Source organism: Amycolatopsis sp. NPDC048633 (assembly GCF_040650695.1).
Classification (GTDB): Bacteria; Actinomycetota; Actinomycetes; order Mycobacteriales; family Pseudonocardiaceae; genus Amycolatopsis.
This window is the reverse complement of record NZ_JBEZHS010000007.1, coordinates 163655-185172: the sequence shown is the minus strand read 5'-3', so window position 1 is coordinate 185172 and position 21518 is coordinate 163655. Positions and strand designations below refer to the sequence as shown.

Below are 21518 nucleotides of genomic sequence, written 5' to 3'. Positions count from 1 at the left end.
GGATGACCGTCAAGAACCTCGACGACCTGCTGGGCGAGGGCGTTCAGGGTCGCTACGTGCTGGTGCGCAGTGACCTGAATGTCCCGCTCGACGGGTCCCGCATCACCGACGACGGCCGGGTCCGCGCCGCGCTGCCGACGATCAAGAAGCTCGCCGACGCGGGCGCGAAGGTCGTCGTCACCGCGCACCTCGGCCGCCCCAAGGGCGAGCCGGACCCGAAGTACACCCTCGCACCCGTCGCCGCGCGGCTCACCGAACTGCTCGGCGCCGAGGTCACCCTCGCCGGTGACCTGGTCGGCGAGTCCGCCAAGGCGCTGACCGGCGGCCTGGCCGACGGCGGCGTCGTCCTGCTGGAGAACGTGCGCTTCGACGCGCGCGAGACCAGCAAGGACGCCGTGGACCGCTCCGAGCTGGCCGCCGAGCTGGGCGCGCTCGTCCCGGGCGGCGCGTTCGTCTCCGACGGCTTCGGCGTCGTCCACCGCAAGCAGGCCTCGGTCTACGAGGTCGCGTCGGTGCTCCCGGCGTACGCCGGTGGCCTGGTGCTGGCCGAGCTGGACGTGCTGAAGAAGCTCACCGACGACGTGCAGCGGCCCTACGTGGTCGTGCTCGGCGGCGCGAAGGTGTCCGACAAGCTCGGCGTCATCGCGAACCTGCTGACCAAGGTCGACCGGCTGCTCGTCGGCGGCGGCATGGCGTACACCTTCCTCAAGGCCCAGGGCTACGAGGTCGGCAGGTCGCTGCTCCAGGCCGACCAGCTCGACCAGGTGAAGGGCTTCCTCGCCGAGGCCGAGAAGCGGGGTGTCGAACTGGTGCTGCCGGTCGACGTCCTCGCCGCGACCGGGTTCTCGGCCGACGCCGAGCACGAGGTCGTCGAGGCCACGGCCATCCCGGCAGACCGCGAAGGCCTGGACATCGGCCCGAAGACGCGTGAGCTGTTCGCCGGCAAGCTGGCCGACGCCAAGACCGTGTTCTGGAACGGCCCGATGGGCGTGTTCGAGTTCGAGGCGTTCTCCGGCGGCACCCGTGCCGTCGCCGAAGCCCTGGTCAAGAGCGACGCGTTCACCGTCGTCGGCGGCGGCGACTCCGCGGCCGCGGTGCGCCAGCTCGGGCTGCCCGAGGACGGCTTCTCGCACATCTCCACCGGAGGCGGGGCCTCGCTCGAGTACCTCGAAGGCAAGGAACTGCCGGGCGTGACCGCCCTGGAGGAGAAGAACTAGTGGCACGCAAGCCGTTCATCGCCGGCAACTGGAAGATGAACCAGAACCACCTCGAGGCGATCGCGCTGGTGCAGAAGATCGCCTTCGCGCTGCCGGAGAAGTACTACGCGAAGGTCGACGTGGCGGTGCTGCCGCCGTTCACCGACATCCGCAGCGTGCAGACCCTGGTCGACGGCGACAAGCTGTCGCTCACCTACGGCGCCCAGGACATCGCGCCGCAGGACTCCGGCGCGTACACCGGCGACATCTCGGGCCTGATGCTGGCGAAGCTGGGCTGCAAGTTCGTCGCCGTCGGGCACTCGGAGCGGCGTGAGTACCACGCCGAGACCGACGAGCTGGTCAACAAGAAGGTCAAGGCCGCGCTCAAGCACGGCATCACGCCGATCCTCTGCGTCGGGGAGAAGCTCGAGGTCCGCGAGGCCGGCGAGCACATCCACCACACCACGACGCAGCTGGTCGAGGGCCTCAAGGGGCTCAAGGCCGAGCAGGTCGTCGGCGTGGTCGTCGCGTACGAGCCCGTCTGGGCGATCGGCACCGGCAAGGTCGCCACCCCCGCGGACGCCGAAGAGGTCTGCAAGGCCATCCGCGCCACCCTCCAGGAGAAGTACGGCGACGAGGTCGCTTCGTCCGTCCGGGTGCTTTACGGCGGCTCGGCGAAGGCGAACAACATCAGTGACCTGGTGGCCTGCGAGAACGTCGACGGTGCCCTGGTCGGCGGAGCGAGCCTCGACGGCGACGAGTTCACGAAACTCTGCGCACTCGCCGCAGGCGGGCCGCTGCCCTGATCGAGGCCACGACCGGGTAGCCTGTGTATCCGGTCCGTCACACAGCAGTGGACGAGTCCAGGGGTACGGTGGTGGTCGGAAACGACCATGCCGTACCCCTGCATTCTCCTAGAGCCCAAGGGATGACATGAAGCTGTTCCTGCAAATCCTGTTGATCGTCACCAGCGTCTTCCTGGTGGTCGCGGTGCTGCTGCACCGGGGCCGGGGCGGTGGCCTGTCGTCGCTGTTCGGCGGCGGGATGCAGTCGAGCCTGGCCGGGTCGAGCGTGGCCGAGAAGAACCTCGACCGGATCACCCTGCTTCTGGGCGCGGTCTGGCTGATCAGCATCGTGGGCCTGGGTCTGCTGCTCAAGGTGTGAGGCGTCCGGCGCCCCACCGTCGATCGCGACCGGGTCACGACGGCAGGGCGCAGCGATTCGGCGTGCCTATTGGGGGGCGCGCCGCCGATTCCTAGGTGTGAGGATTCATGGTTGGCGGTAACGCGATTCGAGGCACCCGGGTGGGTGCCGGTCCTACGGGCGAATCCGAACGAGGTGAATCGGCGCCACGGCGCCGGGTCGGCTACTGGTGCGCCAACGGGCACGAAGCCCGGCCGTCGTTCTCACTCGACGCGGAGATCCCCGACGAGTGGGACTGCCCCCGCTGCGGGCTCCCGGGCGGGCAGGACGAGAAGAACCCGCCGGCCGCCCCACGGACCGAGCCGTACAAGACTCACCTGGCGTACGTGAAGGAGCGGCGCAGCGACGCCGACGGCGAGGCCATCCTGGCCGAAGCCCTCGAGCGCCTGCGCCAGCGCCGGGAGATCATCTAAGCGTTGCCGGCCGAAAGCCACCCCGGGAGACCTCGGGGTGGCTTTTCGCGCTCCAGGCCGGTCGACCGGAGTGATCGAGGCACCAACAGGCGTGATCCGAGGGTCGACACGCAGCCCCCGGTACCGTGTCGACCCTCCAATCACCCGTGTCGACCTCCCCATCACCCGTGTCGACCCTCCAGGCACGCGAGCCGACCGTCTGAGGGCGCGAGCCGACTCTTCGGGTACGTGAGCCGACCGTCTGAGGGCGCGAGCCGACTCTTCGGGTACGTGAGCCGACCGTCTGGATGCGCGAGCCGACTCTTCGGGTACGTGAGCCGACCGTCTGGATGCGCGAGCCGATTTGAGTACGCGGACCGACGCGCGCTGACCTTTCCAGCGGGCGATCGCGCCTTCCGGGCGCTGAGCAGCCCCCGATTTCCACGCTACCGGCGGGCACCGACAGGTTCCGCGCCGGAAAGCCGCGAGCGGCGGATTCCGGCCATTACAGCCCGGAATCCGCCGCTCGCGGCTCCTGCGAATCCGAAATCGTCAGCCCCCGCCGGTAAAATGGATACCGGGGGCCGGACGGCCGCCCTCAGCGATCCAGCGGGTACCGGGCCCGCACCCGGAAGCCGCCGTCCTCCATGCCCGACGTCTCGAAGCTCCCGCCCAGCAGGCGCGCCCGCTCGGCCAGCCCCGTCAGCCCGTGCCCGCCCGACGGCAGCATCTCCGACGGCCGGTTCGCGCGCTCGTTGCGGACCTCGATCTTGAGCGCCCCGTGCTCACCCTGGATGCGGATCGTCGCCGTCGCGCCCGGGGCGTGCTTGTGGACGTTCGTCAGGCACTCCTGCACCGTCCGGTAGGCCGCCGCCGACACCTGGTTCGGCAGGGCCTCCGGCAGGTGCTCCACGGACAGGTGCACCGGGACCTCCGACGTCCGGATCAGCCGGTCGAGGTCGTTGATGCCGGGCCGCGGGCCGTCGTCGTCCGCGCCCGCGCGCAGCACGCTCAGCAGGGTGCGCAGCTCCTCCAGCGTCCGCTTGCTCAGCGTCCGGATGACCTGCGCGGTCTCCTGCGCGTGGTTGTCGGTGGTCTGGGCCTGCAGCGCGCCGGCCTGCATCGCGATCAGCGTGATCTGGTGCGAGACGACGTCGTGCATCTCGCGCGCCAGCCGGGCGCGCTCCTCGGCGCGGACGGCATCGGCGTGGAAGCGGCGCTCGCGGTCGCGGCTCGTGGCCAGCTCGGCGAGCTTGTTCGAAACCTCGGACCGCGCCCCGATGAGCAGGCCGATCGCGATCGGCATGCCGGCGACGAGGACGCCGTAGATGCCGTCGAGGATGTGTTCGCGCCAGCTGAGCTCGGCGAAGTCCTCCAGGGGCCACTGCACGAACCGGCAGCACCACACGAGCGCCGCACCGACCCAGACCTGCCAGTGCAGCTGGCGGCGGGTGGCGAGCATGCCGAGCGTGATCATCGACGCGAGCTGCGCCCAGCCGGCCAGGAAGCCGGGGACCGCGATGAGCACGGCGAGGAACGGGAACTTCCGGCGGAACACCACCGCGAGGCAGGCGGCGCCGGAGAGCCAGATCGAATAGGGCTGGGCCTTCTCGGGGATCACCAGCCAGACGTCGAGGACGGCCAGGATGACCGCGGCCGCCTCGATGGCGAACGTGACCACAGCGGGCCGGGGCACCGAGCCGAACAGGCTCAGCCCGCGCTTGCGCACCCGCTCGGCGGCCGATGGCCCCGAGCCGGCGATCGAGATGCCTGGAATCGAGAGTCCCTCTGTACTCATCGCTGGCGACCCCATTCGTCTTGTGGACTTGATGGTGAGAGGTGCTCAGGGCCCGATCGGGACGCGCAGCAACGGACAAATGTGCGGATGCTAACGAGGTCGCATACGAAGACGGTAAGTTTCACCCGTTGTCGGAGTTCCGGCGTCCGAATTCCGTAGTCGACTGCTCCGTCCGGGGGATAGCCACGGAGGGGTGCTACCGAGCGCAGCAGAGCTGCTTCCCGCTGTGCACCGGAACGACCACATCGTGGGAATCATGTTACCCACGTGTGGCCGCCCGGCGATAGGTCGTCAGGCCGCCATGGACCTGAGGTCGTCGCTGAGCAGGTCGTGCAGGCCGGTGGCGCAGGCCTTCGCCGTCTCGCTCGACCGCGGCAGCATCCCGGTCTCGTACGTCCGGACGGCTTCGTCGACGCTGGGCGCGGTGGCGAGGGCGGTGGCGAGCTCGGTGCCGTCCAGCAGGGCCAGGTTCGCGCCGACGCCCAGTGGCGGCATCAGGTGCGCCGCGTCGCCGAGCAGTGTGAGCCCGGGCGTGTGGGTCCAGGCGTGCGGCACCGGGAGGACGTGCAGCGGCCGGTGCGTGAACCCGCCGTCGAGGTCGCGCAGGAACCCGAGCAGGCTCGGGTGCCAGCCGGCGAAGCGCTCCAGCAGGTTCGCGCGCACCTTCGCGGTGTCGGCGAAGTCGAGGCCGGCGGCCCAGTCTTCGGGTGCGTAGAAGACGGCGTAGCAGCGGATGTGACTGTTGCTGTTGCGCTGCGCGAAGAGCGCCTTCCCGTCGATCTTCGTCATCATCGTCCCTTGGCCGGTCAGCGCGGCCAGGTCCGGGTGGCGGCGGTCGGCGTCGTCGAGGCCGAGCTCGACGAACGTGACCCCGCTGTACTCGGGCCGGACGCCGGTGAGGGCCTGGCGGACGCGCGACCACGCGCCGTCCGCGCCGACGACCAGGTCGAAGTCCGCGGTGGTGCCGTCGGGGAAGGTCAGGGCGTCGGGGGCGACCTCCGCGACCGGCCGTCCCCACCGGACGGTGCCGGGGGAGAGCGAGTCGAGGAGCAGGCCGCGGAGCTGGCCGCGGTCGATCTCGGGACGGAAGTCGTCGTCTTCGGCGGGGACCTCGTCCATGACGACCTCGCCGCTGAGCGGGTCGAGTGCGCGCATCTGCTGGCCTTCGGGGCGGGCGAGGGCGCGGAACCCGTCGTGCAGGCCGGCGGTGTGGAGGGCGACCTGGCCGGTGTCGCCGTGCAGGTCGAGGGTGCCGCCCTGGCCTCGGGCGTCGGCCGAGGGTTCCTGTTCGAAGACGGTGACGTCGAGGCCGTGGAGCTGCAGGACGCGGGCACAGGCGAGGCCGCCCAAGCCGGCGCCGACGATCGCGATGGAGTTCATGACTTCCCCCTGGAAGTTCGGTGCCACCGGCTGGTCCGGTGGCCTGAGCCCAGAAAAGCACAACGACTCAAAAAGTGCAACGACTCAACTTTTGAAGTGAGTTCACCATCACGTAGGCTGGGGGCATGACCGAAGTGATCGGGCGCCGCGAGCGCAAGAAGGCGCAGACCCGGCAGGCGCTGGCCGACGCCGCGCTGGAGCTGTTCCTCGAACGCGGCTACGACGAGGTCGGGGTGAAGGACGTCGCCGATGCCGCCGACGTCTCGGTGACGACGCTGTTCAAGTACTTCCCCGGTAAGGAAGCGCTGCTGTTCGACCAGGACGACGACATCGAGGCGGCGCTGGACCTCGCGGTGCGCGGCCGGCCGCCGGGGCACACGATCGTGGACGCGCTGCGGGAGCACATGCTGCGCGACAGCGCCGACGGCGGCCCGAGCGAGGAGTTCATCCGGCTGATCGAGAGCACGCCGGCCCTGCGCGACTACGGCCGCCGCATGTGGATGCGGCACGAGACGGCGCTCGCCCGCGCGATCGCCGAGGAGACGGGCGCCCCGGAGGGCGACGTGTCGTGCGCGGCGCTGGCGCGGTTCGCGCTGGCGTCGCGGGAGCTGATCGTGGGCCACGAGAACCCCCGCCGCGCGGCGGAGGAGATCTTCGGCAACCTGGGCCGCGGCTGGCGGGTGAAGTAAGGCCGGTTCGACCCGGCCGCGAGGGCGGAAGTCGCCTGAGCAGCCGGATCACCGATGGGTGGCCGCACACGGTCGCGAGGCCTCGGTTCGACCCGGCCGCGGGGTCGGCAGCTGCCAGCTCCCGGCCCCGTTCACTGATGGGCGGCCAGCACGGCCGCAAGGCCCGCTCGCAGATCCTCGACGAAGTACCCCGGAACCTCCAGCGACGGGAAATGTCCCCCGGCTTCGGGCGAGTTCCAGCGGACGATCCGCCGGTACCGCTCCTGCGCCCAGGGGCGCGGATACTTCTCGATGTCGCGGGGGTACATGGTGATCGCCGACGGGACGTCGACCCGGAGGTCGGGGTCCAGCGAGTTGTGGCTTTCGTAGTAGATGCGGGCCGCCGACGCACCGCTGCGCGTCAGCCAGTACAAGGTGACGTCGTCCAGGATGCGGTCCCGGGAGATCGTCTCGAACGGGCTGTCCTCGGTGTCCGACCACTCGGCGAACTTGTCCAGGATCCAGGCCAGCAGCCCGACCGGTGAGTCGACGAGCGAGTAGCCGATGGTCTGCGGCCGGGTCGCCTGCTGCTTCGCGTACGCCGCGCGGTGGCGCCAGAAATGGTGCGTTTCCTCGGTCCACCTGCGCTCGGTCGCCGTCAGGCCGTCCGTCGTCGACCCGGGCAGGCCCTCCGCGAACGTCGTGTGGATGCCGAGGACGTGCTCCGGGAACCGGCCGCCGAGAACCGTCGTGATGTTGCCGCCCCAGTCGCCGCCGTGGGCGGCGAACCTGTCGTAGCCGAGCCGGCCCATCAGTTCCACCCATGCGGCCGCGATCTTTTCCGTTCCCCAGCCGGTGGTGGCCGGCTTGTCGCTGTAACCGAAGCCCGGCAGCGAGGGAACCACGACGTGGAACGCCGGCGCGTCGGCGTCGTCCGGATCGGCCAGCTCGTCCACCACGTCGACGAACTCGGCGACGCTGCCCGGCCAGCCGTGCGTCAGGACCAGGGGAGTGGCGTCCGCACGCGCGGATCGGCGGTGCAGGAAGTGGATTCCCAGACCGTCGATGGTCGTGCGGAACTGGCCGATGCCCTCGAGGCGCGCTTCGAACGCCCGCCAGTCGTATTCCGTGCGCCAGTAGTCCACGACGTCGACGAGGTCGGCGAGCGGAACGCCCTGGTCCCATCGGCGCGCGCCGCCACGGACCGTCTCGGCCTCCGGCAGCCGCGCGGCGGCCAGTCGCGCACGCAGATCGTCGAGGTCGGCGTCGGTCGCGTGGGCTTCGAATGCTTGTACGTCGCTGGTCATGAGTCCTCCTGTCAAAGTGGAACCGGCTAAGACAGTTCTAACAGGAGTCCATGCCTATGCGCAACCTGCTAAGGTGGTTCCATGCGTGTCGAGTTCCCTGAATTCCGCCTCGGTAGCGTGCTGGCGACCAGCTTCACGGGCACGCTGTCGGAGCGTCACGGCGAGCCCGTGGAGCGCATTCCGACGCCGCGCCGGCTCGTCGACTGGCTGGTGGTGAGCGGCCTCGCCGTGGATTCCTGCACCACCGCCCAGCTCGACCTCGCCCGGGAGCTGAGGGAGTCGATCCACGCCGCCGCGACCGCGGCCGCGGTCCAGGACGCACTCCCCGCGTCCGCGGTCCGGGTCATCAACGACCGCAGCGCGCAGGGCCGGGCCGCGGCCGTCCTGACGCCCGAGGGCGAGCGGCGATGGCAGCTCAGCTCGGGTTCCTCGGTGGAAGATGCCCTCGGCGTGATCGCCGCCGACGCGATCAGCGTCATCGCGGGCGAACGCGACGGAAAATTGGCGTTGTGCGCATCGCCGACCTGCCAAGCCGCCTTCTTCGACACCAGCCAGAGCCGCACCCGCAGATGGTGTGACATGAACACGTGCGGGAACCGTCAGAAGAAGGCGCGCTTCAACGCCAACCGGCGCAGAGACCCCGGCTCAGGGGAATGAGAAGGCCCCCTCGGCAATCGCCGAGAGGGCCTTCATCAAAAAGCATTCACGCCGTGGGCGGCTGGTACACCTTTGTCAGCTTCCCGGCCGCGGCGCGGTCCAGGAGCCACAGCGTCCGGCGGTGCCCGCGGGCCCCCGCCACCGGCAACTGGACTTCGCCGGCCCCGGCCAACGCCAGTGCCACCGCGTCCGCCTTCGCCGAACCAGCCGTCATCAGCCACACGTCACGGGCCCGGCGGATCGCCGGCAGCGTCAGCGAAACCCGGGTCGGCGGGGGCTTCGGGCAGTTGCGCACCGCCACCACCGACCGTTCGGTCTCGTAGACCGCCGGGGACTCCGGGAACACCGATGCCGTGTGCCCTTCGCCGCCCAGGCCCAGCAGCATGATGTCGAACGACGGCACGTCGCCGTGGTCCTCCGGGCCCGCGTTCGAGGCGAGCACCGAGGCGTAGGCCTCGGCTGCCGCATCCACGTCGTCGCCGAACTCGCCGTCCGACGGCGCCATCACGTGGATCCGCTTCGGGTCGAGCGGGACGTGGTCGAGGAGGGCCTCGCGGGCCTGCTTCTCGTTCCGCTCGTCCGAGTCCGCCGGCACGAACCGCTCGTCGCCCCAGTAGATGTCCAGGCGCGACCAGTCGATCGCGTCCCGGGCCGACGACGCCCGCAGCTCGGACAGCACCGCGATGCCGGTGCCGCCGCCGGTGAGCACCAGCGACGCCGAGCCCTTGGCCGCCTGGACGTCCACCAGCCGCGTGACCAGCCGGGCGGCCGCCGCGGCCGCCAGCAGGTCCTGGTTCGCGTAGACGACGACCTCGGTCTTGCTCATGAAGCGCTCTTCTTGCCGTTGCCCGCCTTGGCCGGAGCGGGTGTCTTGGCCGCCGCCGCGGCGGCGGGAGACGTGACGTCGGCCTTGGCCGGCGCCCCGCTCTTGCCGTTCGTCCCGGACGTGATCTTGCCCAGGCCGTGCAGCGCCGCCTCGTAGACCTCGTCCGGGTCGAGCCGCCGCAGCTCCTCGACCAGGCAGTCCTGCGTGCTGCGCCGCTGCAGGGCGATCCGCCGGGTCGGCTGGCCCGGCTGGGTCAGCGTGCCGACGCGCCCGTCGGGACGGTGCAGCTCCACCGCGCCCGAACGCCGCTCCAGGTTGACCGAGATGATGCCGGCCGCCCCCGAGCTCTTGACCCGCTTGACCGGCACCTTCAGGTACTCGGCCAGCCACGCGGCCAGCAGCTCGGTCGACGGCGAGTCGGCCTCACCGGTCACCGTCGCGGCGGTGATCTTCTCGTACGGCGGCAGGTCCAGCGCCGAGACGAGCTGGGCCCGCCAGTGCGTCAGCCGCGTCCAGGCCAGGTCGGTGTCGCCGGCCGTGTAGGCCTTCGCCCGCGTGGTCAGCGCCTTGACCGGGCTCTTCTCCGCGGCCGAGTCGGTGATCCGGCGCTGGGCCAGCTCACCGAGCGGGTCCTTGTCCGGGTCCTTCGGGCCGGCACCGGGCCACCAGCAGACGATCGGCGCGTCCGGCAGCAGCAGCGGGACGACCGCGCTCTGGCCCTGGGCGGCCAGCGGGCCGTAGAGCCGCAGCACGATGACCTCGCTCGCGCCGGCGTCGCCGCCGACCCGGATCTGGCCGTCGATGCGCGGGGACGCGGTGCGCGCGCCCTTGGCGACCACGATCACCCGCGACGGGTGCTCGCGGCTCGCGCCGTTGGCCGCTTCGATCGCCGCTTCGAGGTGGCTGTCGTCGTCGGCCACGATGACCAGCGTCAGCACCCGGCCGAGCGCGACTTGCCCGCCCTGTTCGCGGATCTCCACCAGCTTCTTGTTGAGCGCCGAAGTCGTGGTGGACGGCAGGTCGATGATCACGGGCGCCTCCATTTGCGGCCGGTGCGCTCCAGCATTTCGTCGGCGGACGGCGGGCCCCAGGTGCCCGGCGGGTACTGCTCCGGCGAACCCTCCTTGGCCCAGTGCTCGATGACCGGGTCGAGGATCTTCCAGGAGAGCTCGACCTCTTCGTTGACCGGGAACAGCGACGGCTCGCCGAGCAGGACGTCGAGGATCAGGCGCTCGTAGGCCTCGGGGGAGGACTCGGTGAACGCGTGCCCGTAGCCGAAGTCCATGGTGACGTCGCGGACCTCCATCGTGGTCCCCGGCACCTTCGAGCCGAACCGCAGCGTGATGCCCTCGTCCGGCTGCACCCGGATGACCAGGGCGTTCTGCCCCAGCTCCTCGGTCGACGTCGAGTCGAACGGCAGGTGCGGCGCCCGCTTGAACACCACGGCGATCTCGGTGACGCGGCGGCCGAGCCGCTTGCCGGTGCGCAGGTAGAACGGCACCCCGGCCCATCGGCGGCTCTGCACTTCCAGGGTCACGGCGGCGTAGGTCTCGGTCTTCGAGTCCTTCGCGAAGCCCTCTTCCTGCAGCAGGCCGGGCACCTTCGTGCCGCCCTGCCAGCCGCCCGCGTACTGGCCGCGCGCGGTGGTCTTGCTCAGCGGCCCGATCGCGCTGGTGCCCGAGAGCACCTTGATCTTCTCCGCGCGCAGGGCCCGCGGTTCGAACGAGAGCGGTTCCTCCATCGCGGTGAAGGCGAGCAGCTGCAGCAGGTGGTTCTGGATGACGTCGCGAGCGGCGCCGATGCCGTCGTAGTACCCCGCGCGGCCGCCGAGGCCGATGTCCTCGGCCATGGTGATCTGCACGTGGTCGACGTAGTTGGCGTTCCAGATCGGCTCGAACAGCTGGTTCGCGAAGCGCAGCGCCAGGATGTTCTGCACCGTCTCCTTGCCGAGGTAGTGGTCGATGCGGAACACCGACTCCTCGGGGAAGACGTCGTTGACGATCGCGTTCAGCTCTTCGGCGCTCTTGAGGTCGTGGCCGAACGGCTTCTCGATGACCACGCGGCGCCAGGTGTTCGCGTCCGCGTTGGCCAGCCCGGAGCGGGCCAGCTGCTTGGTCACCACCGGGAACGCGCCGGGCGGGATCGACAGGTAGAACGCCGTGTTGCCGCCGGTGCCGCGTTCCTTGTCGAGGTCCTGGACCGTCTGCGCGAGCCGGTCGAAGGCGTCGTCGTCGTCGAAGGTGCCCTGCACGAACCGGATGCCCTCGGCGAGCCGGTTCCAGACCGACTCCTTGAACGGCGTGCGCGCGTGCGCCTTGACCGAGTCGTGCACGAGCTCGCCGAAGTCCTGGTGCTCCCAGTCGCGGCGGGCGAACCCGACGAGCGAGAAGCCGGCGGGCAGGAGCCCGCGGTTGGCCAGGTCGTAGATGGCGGGCATCAGCTTCTTGCGGGCCAGGTCGCCGGTGACCCCGAAGATCACCAGGCTGGACGGCCCGGCGATGCGCGGAAGCCGCTTGTCCCGCTCGTCGCGCAGCGGGTTGCTCCAGGTCATGCGCCGACCTCCTGTACCGCGCGGACGACGGCCGCGAGCCCCGCGGCCCGGTCGGTCAGGTGCAGGCGCAGCACCGGGCGGCCGTGCTCGGCGAGCACCTGCCCGTCACCCAGGGCCTGGGCGTGCTGCAGCTGACCCAGCGTGTACGGCCGTTCCGGCACGTCGAGGTCCTGCTCGACGGCGCCGGTGAGCTGCAGGAACACGCCGTTCTGGTGCCCGCCCTTGTGGTACTGGCCGGTGGAGTGCAGGAACCGCGGGCCCCAGCCGAACGTCGTCTGCAGGCCGGTGCCCTTGGCGATCTCGCCGCGCAGCAGCTCGGTCGACGCGTCGTCGAGGCGGTCCAGGTAGGCCTGCACCGCGATGTAGCCGGCTTCCGGCGCGGAGCCGAAGAACGCGCGGAGCACGTCGGTCAGGCTGCCGTCCGTGGAAACCCCGTCGCTGCCGAAGATCTCGACCGGTCCGTCCACAGTGGACGCCGTCTCGCCGCCCTTGAGCTTCTCCGGGTCGTCCAGCAGCGCGCGGGCCGCCTTCTTCGCGGTCTCGACGTCGGGCTGGTCGAACGGGTTGATCCCGAGCAGCCGGCCGGCCAGCGCCGTGGCGAACTCCCAGAGCAGGAGCTGCGCGCCGAGCGAGCCGGTGACGGCGATCTTCGCCGCGCCCTTCGGGGCGCCGACGGCGACCGCGGTGGCGTCGGCCTTCGCGTCGGCGAAGCCGGGCGCCTCGGTGCCTTCGACGGCGACCGGCAGCAGGCCGGTGCCCTGCTTGCCGGTGGACTCCGCGATCAGCTGTTCCGCCCAGTCGGGGAAGCCCTTGATGCCGGAACCCGAGTCAGCCAGCACGACCTTCTCCGCGCCGGCCTCATGCGCGGCGGCCCACGCGGCGGCCAGCTTGACCGCCGGGTTGCCGGCCGAGTCCGTGCCGAGCTCTTCGGCCACCGAAGCGGCCTGGTCGAGCAGGCGGGCGACGTCCGCGCCGGCGAGGCCGGCCGGGACGAGCCCGAACGCGGTCAGCGCCGAGTAGCGGCCGCCGACGTGCGGGTCGGCGAGGAAGGTCTTGCGGTAACCCTCCTTTTCGGACAGTTCCTGGAACGGCGAGCCCGGGTCGGTGACGACCACGATCCGCCGCGCCGCGTCGATCCCCGCGTCGGTGAATGCCTTCGCGAAGATCCGCCGGTGGCTGTCGGTCTCGACGGTGCCGCCCGACTTCGACGACACCACGATCACGGTGCGCTCGAGGTCGCCGGCGAGCGCGTCGGCGACCTGGCCGGGGTCGGTGGTGTCGAGCACGGTCAGCGCGACGCCGTCGGTTCCGGTGATCACCTCCGGTGCCAGCGACGAGCCGCCCATGCCGGCGAGGACGACCCGGTCGACGCCCTCGGACCGCAGTTCGGTCCGCAGCGCCTCGATCTCGCCGATCAGCGGCCGGGACGACTTGTGCAGTGTCGTCCAGGACAGCCGGATCGACGCCTCGGATTCGGCGTCCGCTCCCCAGAGCGTGGCGTCCTTCGCGGCCAGCTTCGACGCGGCTTGGTCGGCGACCAGCCGGTCGGCCAGCGGCGCGGCGCGCTCCGCCAGTTCGGCGTCGACGATCTCGACGCCGGTCTTTTCCCCTGTCGTCATGTCGTGCTTCAGCCCTTCGCGTTCTTGAGCTGGCCGTCGACGGTCTCGAGCAGTTCGGTCCAGGACTTCTCGAACTTCTCGACGCCTTCGTTCTCCAGCGTGAGGAACACGTCCGTGATGTCGATGCCGACGGCTTCGAGCTTGTCGAAGACCTCCTGAGCCTCGGCGCCGCGCCCGCTCACCTGATCACCCTTGAGCTCGGAGCCCTCGGCGACTGCGTCGAGAGTCTTCTCCGGCATGGTGTTCACGGTGTCCTTCACCACCAGGTCGTCGACGTAGAGGGTGGGGGAGTAGTCCGGGTTCTTGACGCCGGTGGAGGCCCACAGGGGGCGCTGTGCGTGGGCGCCGTCGGCCGCGAGGGCCTTCCAGCGGTCCGTGGCCGACAACTCTTCGAAGGCCGCGTAGGCGAGCCGGGCGTTGGCGACGGCCGCCTTGCCGCGCAGGGCCTTGGCCTCGTCGGTGCCGATCGCGTCGAGCCGCTTGTCGATCTCGGTGTCCACACGGGACACGAAGAACGACGCGACCGAGTGGATGCCGCGGAGGTCGTGGCCGTTGGCCTTCGCCTGCTCCAGGCCGGCGAAGTGGGCCTCGATGACCTTCTTGTAGCGCTCGACGGAGAAGATCAGCGTGACGTTGACGCTGATGCCCTCGGCGAGCGTGGCGGTGATCGCCGGCAGGCCCTCTTCGGTGGCCGGGATCTTGATCAGCACGTTCGGCCGGTCGACGGTCTTCCAGAGGTCCTTCGCCTCGGCCACCGTCTTGTCGGTGTCCTTGGCCAGGCGCGGGTCGACCTCGATCGAGACGCGGCCGTCGACGCCGTTCGTGGCGTTGTAGACGTCGCGGAACAGGTCGGCGGCGTTGCGCACGTCGGTCGTCGTCAGGTCCCGGATGGTCGCTTCGACGTCGGCGCCCTGGGCGGCGAGTTCCTTCGTCCGCTCGTTGTAGGCGTCACCCTTCGACATCGCGTTGGCGAAGATCGTCGGGTTGGTCGTCACGCCGACGACGTGCTTGTCGCGGACCAGCGCGGCGAGGTTGCCGGTGTTCAGGCGTTCGCGCGAAAGGTCGTCCAGCCAGATCGATACACCGGCCTCGGACAGCTGCGCGAGCTTGTCGTTGCTCATCAATGTCCCCTTCAGTTCTTGGTGTTGGCGATCGAGCGGCGGGCGGCGTCGACGACTGCTTCCGTGGTGAACCCGAACTCACGGAACAGGGTGCCGGCATCGGCGGAGGCGCCGAAGTGCTCGATCGAAACGTTCACCCCGGCGTCACCGGTGAAGCGGTGCCACGACTGGGCGATGCCCGCCTCGACGGACACGCGGGCCTTCACACCGGCCGGGATGACGGATTCGCGGTAGGCCGCGTCCTGCGCGTCGAACCACTCGACGCACGGCATCGAGACGACGCGCGCCTGGACGCCGTCGGCCTCGAGGACCTTCTTCGCCTCGACGGCGAGCTGGACCTCGGAACCGGTGCCGATGAGCACCACGTCCGGGGTGCCGTCCGAGTCCGCCAGGACGTACCCGCCCTTGGCGACACCCTCGGCGCTGGTGCCCTCGAGCACCGGCACGTTCTGGCGGGTGAGCGCCAGGCCGGACGGGTGGTGGATGTCCTCCAGCACGGCCTTCCACGCGTAGGCGGTCTCGTTGGCGTCCGCCGGGCGGACGACGTTGAGGCCCGGGATCGCGCGCAGCGCGGAAAGCTGCTCGATCGGCTGGTGCGTCGGCCCGTCCTCGCCGAGGCCGATCGAGTCGTGCGTCCAGACGTAGGTGACCGGCGCCTTCATCAGCGCGGCCAGCCGGACCGGCGGGCGCATGTAGTCGGAGAAGATGAGGAACGTCGCGCCGTACGGGCGGGTGCCGCCGTGCAGCGCGATCCCGTTGAGGATCGAGCCCATGGCGTGCTCGCGGATGCCGAAGTGCAGCGTCCGGCCGTACGGGCTGGTCTTCCACATGTCCGTGGAAGCCTTCTCCGGGCCGAACGAGTCGGCGCCCTTCATCGTGGTGTTGTTGCTCTCGGCGAGGTCCGCGGACCCGCCCCACAGCTCCGGCAGCGGCCCGGCGAGCGCGTTGAGCACCTCGCCCGAGGCCTTGCGGGTGGCGATGCCCTTCGCGTCCGGCTCCCACTTCGGGAGGTTGTCGGCGAAGCCCTCCGGCAGCGTGCGGGTGGACATCCGGTCCGCGATCTTCTTGCGCTCCGGGTTGGCCTCGCCCCACGCGGCGAACTTCTCGGCCCACTCGGCGTGGGCGGCCTTGCCGCGGTCCAGGGCTTGGCGGGTGTGCTTGATGACGTCGTCCTCGACCTGGAACGACTGCTCCGGGTCGAAGCCGAGGATCTTCTTGACCTCGGCGACCTCGTCGGCGCCCAGCGCGGCGCCGTGCGCCTTGCCGGTGCCCATCTTTTTCGGGGCCGGGTAACCGATGACGGTCCGCACCGCGATGAACGACGGTTTGCCGGTTTCGGCCTTCGCGTTCTTGATGGCCTCTTCGAGCGCGACGACGTCTTCGCCGCCTTCGACGAACTGGGTGTGCCAGCCGTAGGCCTCGTACCGCGCGACCGTGTCCTCCGAAAGGGCGATGTTCGTGTCGTCCTCGATGGAGATCTTGTTGTCGTCCCAGAAGACGATCAGGTTGCCCAGTTCCTGGCGGCCCGCGATGGACGACGCCTCGGCGGTGACGCCCTCTTCGATGTCGCCGTCGGACGCGATCGCGTAGATGTGGTGGTCGAAAATGCTCTCACCGGGTGCCGCGTCCGGGTCCAGCAGGCCGCGCTCGCGGCGGGCGGCCATCGCCATGCCCACGGCGTTCGCCAGGCCCTGCCCCAGCGGGCCGGTGGTGGTCTCGACGCCGTCGGTGTGCCGGTACTCCGGGTGGCCCGGGGTCTTGGAGCCCCACTTGCGCAGCTGCTTGAGGTCCTCGAGCTCGAGGCCGTAGCCGGCGAGGAACAGCTGGATGTAGAGCGTCAGGCTGCTGTGCCCGGCCGACAGCACGAACCGGTCGCGGCCCGGCCAGTTCTGGTCGTTCGGGTCGTGCCGCAGGGTGCGCTGGAAGAGGGTGTAGGCCAGCGGCGCCAGGCTCATCGCGGTACCGGGGTGGCCGCTGCCACAGTTCTCGACCGCGTCCGCGGCGAGCACCCGGACGGTGTCCACGGCGCGGGTGTCGGTGTCGGTCCAGTCGGCGGGCACGTTGCGCCGCAGGAGTGGGTTGTTCTCGCTGGTAGGGGTGGTATCGGACACTGAACTCCAACTCCCGGTCATGATGGTTGCGGCTGGTCTTCCTCGTACCGGTTACCCGTGCGCGGGGTCATCTATCTCAATCGATCCCGAAGGGACGATATTCCTGCTCGCGACCCTGCGCAGGGGCAATCGCGGCCCGACCCGGCCAGCCTAGTGCTTGGACCCGTTCCAGACCCGCGATCACCCACGGGATTCACCACGTCTAACATCGTTCGAGGGTTCAGCCCGGCGGTTTTCAGCGGCTCCACCACGTCCGCCGGGGCAGGCCCACCCGAACCTGACGCAGGGAGTGAAATGTCGTTGGTGAACGCTGCGCACGGACGCAGTGACGACACCAGCGCCGTGCACCCGACCGGTGATCGACCGCACGGTGACCGGCGAAGCATCCGCCAGGTCGTCGGCGCCTACGCCGCACTGGCGAAGCCGCGGGTGATCGAGCTCCTCCTGGTGACCACCATCCCGGCGATGTTCCTGGCCGGGCGGGAAATCCCGTCGCCGTGGCTGGTCCTGGCCACACTGGTCGGCGGGACGATGGCCGCGGGCAGCGCGAACGCGCTCAACTGCGTGATCGACGCGGACATCGACAAGGTGATGAACCGCACGAAGCGCCGTCCGCTGGTGAAGGACTCGGTGCCCCGCCGCGGCGCGCTGATCTTCGGCTTGGTGATGGGCGTCGCCTCGGCCGTGGTGCTCTATTTCACGGTCAACCTGCTGTCGGCGATCCTCGCGGTCGCGACGATCCTCTTCTACATCTTCGTCTACACGCTCGGCCTCAAGCGGCGCACGTCACAGAACGTGGTCTGGGGCGGTGCCGCGGGCTGCATGCCGGTCGTCATCGGCTGGGCGGCCGTCACCGGCACCGTGCAGTGGCCGGCGTTCGTGATGTTCGGCGTCATCTTCTTCTGGACGCCGCCCCACACGTGGGCGCTGGGCATGAAGTACCGCGACGACTACGAGCGCGCGGGCGTCCCGATGCTCCCGGTGGTGGCCACCGCCCAGCACGTCGCCAAGCAGATCGTCATCTACTCGTGGGTGATGGTGGCGTGGACGCTGCTGCTGCTCCCGGTGACGTCCTGGCTGTACGGCACGTTCGCCATCCTGGCGGGCGGCTGGTTCCTCTTCTACGCGCACAGCCTGCAGGCCGCGGTGCGGCGCGGGGAAGAGACGAAGCCGATGGCGCTCTTCCACCGGTCCAACACGTACCTGATGATCGTGTTCGTGGCGCTGGCGGTCGACTCGGCGATCGGACTGCCCACTCTCGGCCTGCCGTTCTGAGCCCCGCGGCGTTCTTCGCGGACGTCATCGAGTCGGGCACCGTGCTCGGCGCCGGCCACACCTGGTCACCCGAGCGGGTGGCGGAACTGTTCGGCGACGACTACGGCGACAACCCGTCGAAGCACTCCCTGGGGCGCGACCACGGCCTGGTCGAGTTCTTCTGGCAGCGTTCCGGTTCGGGGCAGCCGTGGGCCGGGACGCATTTCTCGGTGCAGGCGCACCGGCTCCGGTACCACGACCCTTCGACGGTCAACGGCGTGCTCCGCGAGCGCTACGGAGATTTCCCCGATCCGGTGACGTTCGCCGAGGTCAGCGCGCTGCTCGCCGAGCGGGGCGTGCCCTTGGCGGAGGTGCCCTACCCGGCGGACCCGGACGAGATGCGCACGTACTGGCAGCCGGGCTCGCGGACCTTGGTCTACGTCGTGGCGGGGACCTACTACGGCCAGGCCGGCGACCTCTACCGGGTGCAGAGCCCGGGCACGCCGTGATGCCGCGCCTGGGCAAGGACCGGGTGGTCGTGGTGCTGGCGGCCGTCGTGGTCCTCGGCCTCCTGGCCTTCATCGCCCGCGGCAAGGTGTCCCTCGACACCAACGCGCTCCTCGGCAGCGGGTGCGCGATCCCGGCCCGCATCACGGCCCTGCCGGGTACGGCCCCGGACGGCGGCGTGGTGCGGGTCGCCGAACAAGGCCCGGGGGTCGCGGTGCTGGAGAACACGAGCGCCTTGGCCGCTTACCGGATCGTGGTGACGTCCGGTTCGCGGACCGTCGAGGTGCCGCTGCTCACCCCCGGCCAGCGCGTCGGCGTCGCACTGGACCGGCCCACACCCGGCTCGGCGGTCTGGCTCGCGCCCGAGTCGCTGGGCGGCTTCACGCCCGTGACCGCCACGGTCGTCCCGGGCGGCATCCGGTACCGCTCGGCGAACTGCCGGCCGCTGACCAGCCGCGGAGCCGCCGTCGTCCACCGCGACGCCACCGGCCGCATCACCGGCGGCGAGCAACTGCCGGCGGCGAGCGTGTCGTGTGCGATGGGGGAGAAGGAGCTGCCGGCCGCGCTCGCGCCCGGCACCGAGGTCTCCCCGTACTGCGCCCTCGGGGCGGAATGATCCGGCCGCCGGAGCCGTTAGACTTGACCGGCTCTTTTCCTTGAGGCGAAAGCAGGATCCTCTTGTCCGTGTCCTCGGACGGCTTCTCCGCCGAGCTCGCCCGCGAGCAGGCGTACGTCACCACCCTCTACGCGAAGCTCGACGCCGAACGCGTCGAGGCCCAGCGGCGCCTCGACGACACCCTCCGGCAGACCGGCGGCACCCCGCAGGCCCGCACCGAGCGCGATGTCGCCACCACCCTCTACACCGACCGGCTCGCCCAGCTCGGCTCCGTCGAGCAGGGGCTGGCCTTCGGGCGGCTCGACTTCGTCCCCGGCAACGCCGAGGAGACCACCTACATCGGCCGGCTCGGGCTGTTCGACGAAGACGACGACTACCGGCCGCTGCTCGTCGACTGGCGGGCGCCCGTCGCGCGGCCCTTCTACCTCGCCACCGCCGCGTCGCCCGACGGCGTGCGGCGGCGCCGGCACCTGCGGTCGCTGACCCGCAAGGTCACCGGCTTCGACGACGAGATCCTCGACCTCACCGCCGCCGACCAGGGCCAGGACCTGGGGCTGGCCGGCGAGGCGGCGCTGCTGGCCGCGCTCGAGCAGCGGCGCACCGGCGAGATGAGCGACATCGTCGCCACGATCCAGGCCGAGCAGGACCGCATCATCCGCGCCCCGCTGGGCGGCGTCATGGTCGTGCAGGGTGGCCCGGGCACGGGCAAGACCGCCGTCGCGCTGCACCGCGCGGCCTACCTGCTCTACACGCACCGCCAGCAGCTCACGACCCGCGGCGTGCTCGTCGTCGGGCCGAACAGCACGTTCCTGCGCTACATCGGCCAGGTGCTGCCGTCACTCGGCGAGACCGGCGTGCTGCTCGCCACGATCGGCCAGCTCTACCCGGGCCTGGACGCCGACGGCGCCGAGCCGCGCGAGACGACCGAGATCAAGGGCCGGCTGGTGCTGGCCGAGGTGCTCGCCAACGCCGTCCGCGACCGCCAGCGCGTGCCCGAGCCCGTCTTGGAGATCGAGTACGAGCACGACGTCCTCAAGCTGGACCGCAAGACGTGCACGGACGCCCGGACCCGCGCCCGCCGCTCGCGCCGCCCGCACAACCCGGCGCGGCGCCTGTTCGTCTCCGACGTCCTCGACGCGCTGACCCGCCAGGCCGCCCGGAAGCTGGGGGAGGACCTCCTCGACGGGCAGGACCTGGCCGACATCCGGGCCGAGCTGGCGGCGGACGAGAACATCGCGGCGGCGCTGAACTCGTTGTGGCCGGTACTGACCCCGGAAGGCGTGCTCGACGACCTGTTCGCCGACCGCGAACGGCTCGCCAGCGCCGCCCGGAAGCTGCTCTCGGAGGAGGACCGCGCGCTGCTCGAGAGCGGCCGCGACACGAAGTGGACGCCGGCCGACGTGCCGCTGCTCGACGAGCTGGCCGAGCTGATCGGCGTCGACGACACCGAGGCCCGCGTCGAGCGCAAACGCCGTGAGCGCGAGGACCGCGCGTACGCCGAGGGCGTGCTCGACATCCTCGAACAGGACGAAGAGATCATCGACGAAGAGCTGCTGCGCGTCTCCGACGTCCTCGACGCCGAGCTGTTCGCCGAGCGCCAGGTGGAGCGCAGTGAGCTGACCGCCGCCCAGCGCGCGGCGCAGGACCGCACCTGGACGTTCGGGCACGTCATCGTCGACGAGGCGCAGGAGCTGTCGGCGATGGACTGGCGGCTGCTCATGCGCCGCTCGCCGAACCGGTCGATGACGCTGGTCGGCGACGTCGCGCAGACCGGCGCGGCCGGGGGCGCGCGGTCGTGGGGCGAGGTGCTCTCGCCGTACGTCGAAGACCGGTGGCGGCTCGAGCAGCTGACCGTGAACTACCGCACGCCCGCGGAGATCATGGCGGTCGCCGCGCGGGTGCTCGCCGAGGTCGATCCGGCGTTGTCGGCGCCGTCTTCGGTGCGGGAGACCGGGGTGCCGCCGTGGTCGGCGCGGCCGGCTTCCCTGGCCGTCGAGCTGCCCGGGCTGGTCACGCGCGAGCTGTCCGAAGTGGACGGTGGCACGGTGGCGGTCCTGGTGCCCGTTCAGCGGTTCGACGAGGTGTCTTCGTGGCTTTCGGACCACGACGAGCGGCTGAGCGTGCTGACGGTCGAGCGATCGAAGGGCCTGGAGTTCGACTCGGTGGTGCTGGTCGCGCCGGACGAGGTCGTGGCCGGGTCGCCGCGGGGGCTCAACGACCTGTACGTGGCCCTGACGCGGGCGACCCGGCGGCTCGGCGTGGTCCGGACCGGTGACGAAGTTCCGGCACTCTCCGTGCTTGGCTAGGGTGCC

The 21518-nt window shown here is 70.7% G+C and carries 19 protein-coding genes; 10 read left to right on the top strand and 9 right to left on the bottom strand.

Annotated features, from left to right (window positions below; translation table 11 throughout):
• The first annotated feature begins 2 nt into the window (after positions 1-2).
• The 4 genes from AB0C38_RS16465 to AB0C38_RS16450 all read left to right on the top strand — a co-directional run bounded on the left by AB0C38_RS16465 (position 3) and on the right by AB0C38_RS16450 (position 2812).
• Positions 3-1217: a phosphoglycerate kinase gene (locus tag AB0C38_RS16465; RefSeq protein WP_360673170.1), complete on the top strand. Its 1215-nt coding sequence runs from the start codon at positions 3-5 to the stop codon at positions 1215-1217.
• Positions 1217-2002, top strand: coding sequence for a triose-phosphate isomerase (gene tpiA, locus AB0C38_RS16460; protein ID WP_360673167.1), 786 nt, complete (start codon positions 1217-1219; stop codon positions 2000-2002). Before AB0C38_RS16465 ends, tpiA begins: the two co-directional genes overlap by 1 nt.
• 127 nt (positions 2003-2129) lie before the next feature.
• Positions 2130-2360, top strand: a complete 231-nt coding sequence (secG, locus tag AB0C38_RS16455) for a preprotein translocase subunit SecG (protein WP_086845181.1) — start codon at positions 2130-2132, stop codon at positions 2358-2360.
• Between the two features lie 107 nt (positions 2361-2467).
• The gene (locus AB0C38_RS16450; RefSeq protein ID WP_360673164.1) at positions 2468-2812 is read left to right on the top strand and encodes an RNA polymerase-binding protein RbpA; all 345 of its coding nucleotides are present in this window, start codon (positions 2468-2470) and stop codon (positions 2810-2812) included.
• A 577-nt stretch (positions 2813-3389) separates the two neighbouring features.
• Here the strand turns inward: AB0C38_RS16450 and AB0C38_RS16445 are convergent.
• Together AB0C38_RS16445 and AB0C38_RS16440 are read right to left on the bottom strand one after the other, a co-directional pair.
• Positions 3390-4589, bottom strand: a complete 1200-nt coding sequence (locus AB0C38_RS16445) for a histidine kinase (protein WP_360673161.1) — start codon at positions 4587-4589, stop codon at positions 3390-3392.
• A gap of 291 nt (positions 4590-4880) precedes the next feature.
• The gene (locus AB0C38_RS16440; protein WP_360673158.1) at positions 4881-5969 is read right to left on the bottom strand and encodes an NAD(P)/FAD-dependent oxidoreductase; all 1089 of its coding nucleotides are present in this window, start codon (positions 5967-5969) and stop codon (positions 4881-4883) included.
• A gap of 125 nt (positions 5970-6094) precedes the next feature.
• On the opposite strand from AB0C38_RS16440, the gene AB0C38_RS16435 reads away from it, so the two are divergent.
• Positions 6095-6658 (top strand): TetR family transcriptional regulator, encoded by a 564-nt coding sequence (locus AB0C38_RS16435; RefSeq protein WP_360673155.1) that lies wholly within the window; start codon positions 6095-6097, stop codon positions 6656-6658.
• 131 nt (positions 6659-6789) lie between these two features.
• On the opposite strand, the gene AB0C38_RS16430 is transcribed toward AB0C38_RS16435, so the two are convergent.
• Positions 6790-7944: an epoxide hydrolase family protein gene (locus AB0C38_RS16430; protein WP_360673153.1), complete on the bottom strand. Its 1155-nt coding sequence runs from the start codon at positions 7942-7944 to the stop codon at positions 6790-6792.
• A gap of 81 nt (positions 7945-8025) precedes the next feature.
• Between AB0C38_RS16430 and AB0C38_RS16425 the strand changes: the two genes are divergently transcribed.
• A complete protein-coding gene (locus AB0C38_RS16425; RefSeq protein ID WP_360673150.1) occupies positions 8026-8601 on the top strand; it encodes a CGNR zinc finger domain-containing protein in 576 nt (191 codons plus the stop codon).
• Between the two features lie 46 nt (positions 8602-8647).
• Here the strand turns inward: AB0C38_RS16425 and pgl are convergent, their stop codons facing one another.
• From pgl to tkt, 6 genes are read right to left on the bottom strand one after another with little or no spacing between them, the layout of a single operon-like run.
• Positions 8648-9427 carry a 6-phosphogluconolactonase gene (gene pgl, locus AB0C38_RS16420; protein ID WP_360673147.1) on the bottom strand — a complete coding sequence of 260 codons (780 nt, stop codon included), beginning with the start codon at positions 9425-9427 and terminating at the stop codon, positions 8648-8650.
• On the bottom strand, positions 9424-10458 hold the full coding sequence (gene opcA / locus AB0C38_RS16415; RefSeq protein WP_360673144.1) for a glucose-6-phosphate dehydrogenase assembly protein OpcA: 1035 nt from the start codon (positions 10456-10458) through the stop codon (positions 9424-9426). Before opcA ends, pgl begins: the two co-directional genes overlap by 4 nt.
• The gene (gene zwf, locus AB0C38_RS16410) at positions 10455-11978 is read right to left on the bottom strand and encodes a glucose-6-phosphate dehydrogenase (RefSeq protein WP_360673141.1); all 1524 of its coding nucleotides are present in this window, start codon (positions 11976-11978) and stop codon (positions 10455-10457) included. The genes opcA and zwf overlap by 4 nt, the downstream gene beginning before the upstream one ends.
• Positions 11975-13597 carry a glucose-6-phosphate isomerase gene (locus AB0C38_RS16405; RefSeq protein WP_360673137.1) on the bottom strand — a complete coding sequence of 541 codons (1623 nt, stop codon included), beginning with the start codon at positions 13595-13597 and terminating at the stop codon, positions 11975-11977. Before AB0C38_RS16405 ends, zwf begins: the two co-directional genes overlap by 4 nt.
• An 8-nt stretch (positions 13598-13605) precedes the next feature.
• Complete coding sequence (gene tal / locus AB0C38_RS16400) at positions 13606-14718, bottom strand: transaldolase (RefSeq protein ID WP_360673134.1); 1113 nt, start codon at positions 14716-14718, stop codon at positions 13606-13608.
• Between the two features lie 11 nt (positions 14719-14729).
• A complete protein-coding gene (tkt, locus tag AB0C38_RS16395) occupies positions 14730-16829 on the bottom strand; it encodes a transketolase (protein ID WP_360673131.1) in 2100 nt (699 codons plus the stop codon).
• 294 nt (positions 16830-17123) lie between these two features.
• On the opposite strand from tkt, the gene AB0C38_RS16390 reads away from it, so the two are divergent.
• The 4 genes from AB0C38_RS16390 to AB0C38_RS16375 all read left to right on the top strand — a co-directional run bounded on the left by AB0C38_RS16390 (position 17124) and on the right by AB0C38_RS16375 (position 21512).
• Positions 17124-18104, top strand: a complete 981-nt coding sequence (locus tag AB0C38_RS16390; protein WP_360673128.1) for a heme o synthase — start codon at positions 17124-17126, stop codon at positions 18102-18104.
• A gap of 41 nt (positions 18105-18145) precedes the next feature.
• Positions 18146-18592: a hypothetical protein gene (locus AB0C38_RS16385; RefSeq protein ID WP_360673124.1), complete on the top strand. Its 447-nt coding sequence runs from the start codon at positions 18146-18148 to the stop codon at positions 18590-18592.
• Positions 18592-19206 (top strand): hypothetical protein, encoded by a 615-nt coding sequence (locus tag AB0C38_RS16380; protein WP_360673121.1) that lies wholly within the window; start codon positions 18592-18594, stop codon positions 19204-19206. Before AB0C38_RS16385 ends, AB0C38_RS16380 begins: the two co-directional genes overlap by 1 nt.
• Before the next feature lie 62 nt (positions 19207-19268).
• Positions 19269-21512 carry an ATP-binding domain-containing protein gene (locus tag AB0C38_RS16375; RefSeq protein WP_360673118.1) on the top strand — a complete coding sequence of 748 codons (2244 nt, stop codon included), beginning with the start codon at positions 19269-19271 and terminating at the stop codon, positions 21510-21512.
• Positions 21513-21518 lie beyond the last annotated feature (6 nt).

What these genes read in the sequence shown, in the direction of transcription:
- AB0C38_RS16465 (WP_360673170.1), top strand. Translation starts at nt 3, where the DNA reads ATGACCGTCAAGAACCTCGACGACCTGCTGGGCGAGGGCGTTCAGGGT.
- secG (WP_086845181.1), top strand. Translation starts at nt 2,130, where the DNA reads ATGAAGCTGTTCCTGCAAATCCTGTTGATCGTCACCAGCGTCTTCCTG.
- AB0C38_RS16450 (WP_360673164.1), top strand. Translation starts at nt 2,468, where the DNA reads ATGGTTGGCGGTAACGCGATTCGAGGCACCCGGGTGGGTGCCGGTCCT.
- AB0C38_RS16445 (WP_360673161.1), bottom strand. Translation starts at nt 4,589, where the DNA reads ATGAGTACAGAGGGACTCTCGATTCCAGGCATCTCGATCGCCGGCTCG.
- AB0C38_RS16440 (WP_360673158.1), bottom strand. Translation starts at nt 5,969, where the DNA reads ATGAACTCCATCGCGATCGTCGGCGCCGGCTTGGGCGGCCTCGCCTGT.
- AB0C38_RS16435 (WP_360673155.1), top strand. Translation starts at nt 6,095, where the DNA reads ATGACCGAAGTGATCGGGCGCCGCGAGCGCAAGAAGGCGCAGACCCGG.
- AB0C38_RS16430 (WP_360673153.1), bottom strand. Translation starts at nt 7,944, where the DNA reads ATGACCAGCGACGTACAAGCATTCGAAGCCCACGCGACCGACGCCGAC.
- AB0C38_RS16425 (WP_360673150.1), top strand. Translation starts at nt 8,026, where the DNA reads ATGCGTGTCGAGTTCCCTGAATTCCGCCTCGGTAGCGTGCTGGCGACC.
- pgl (WP_360673147.1), bottom strand. Translation starts at nt 9,427, where the DNA reads ATGAGCAAGACCGAGGTCGTCGTCTACGCGAACCAGGACCTGCTGGCG.
- zwf (WP_360673141.1), bottom strand. Translation starts at nt 11,978, where the DNA reads ATGACCTGGAGCAACCCGCTGCGCGACGAGCGGGACAAGCGGCTTCCG.
- AB0C38_RS16405 (WP_360673137.1), bottom strand. Translation starts at nt 13,597, where the DNA reads ATGACGACAGGGGAAAAGACCGGCGTCGAGATCGTCGACGCCGAACTG.
- tal (WP_360673134.1), bottom strand. Translation starts at nt 14,718, where the DNA reads ATGAGCAACGACAAGCTCGCGCAGCTGTCCGAGGCCGGTGTATCGATC.
- AB0C38_RS16390 (WP_360673128.1), top strand. Translation starts at nt 17,124, where the DNA reads ATGTCGTTGGTGAACGCTGCGCACGGACGCAGTGACGACACCAGCGCC.
- AB0C38_RS16380 (WP_360673121.1), top strand. Translation starts at nt 18,592, where the DNA reads ATGCCGCGCCTGGGCAAGGACCGGGTGGTCGTGGTGCTGGCGGCCGTC.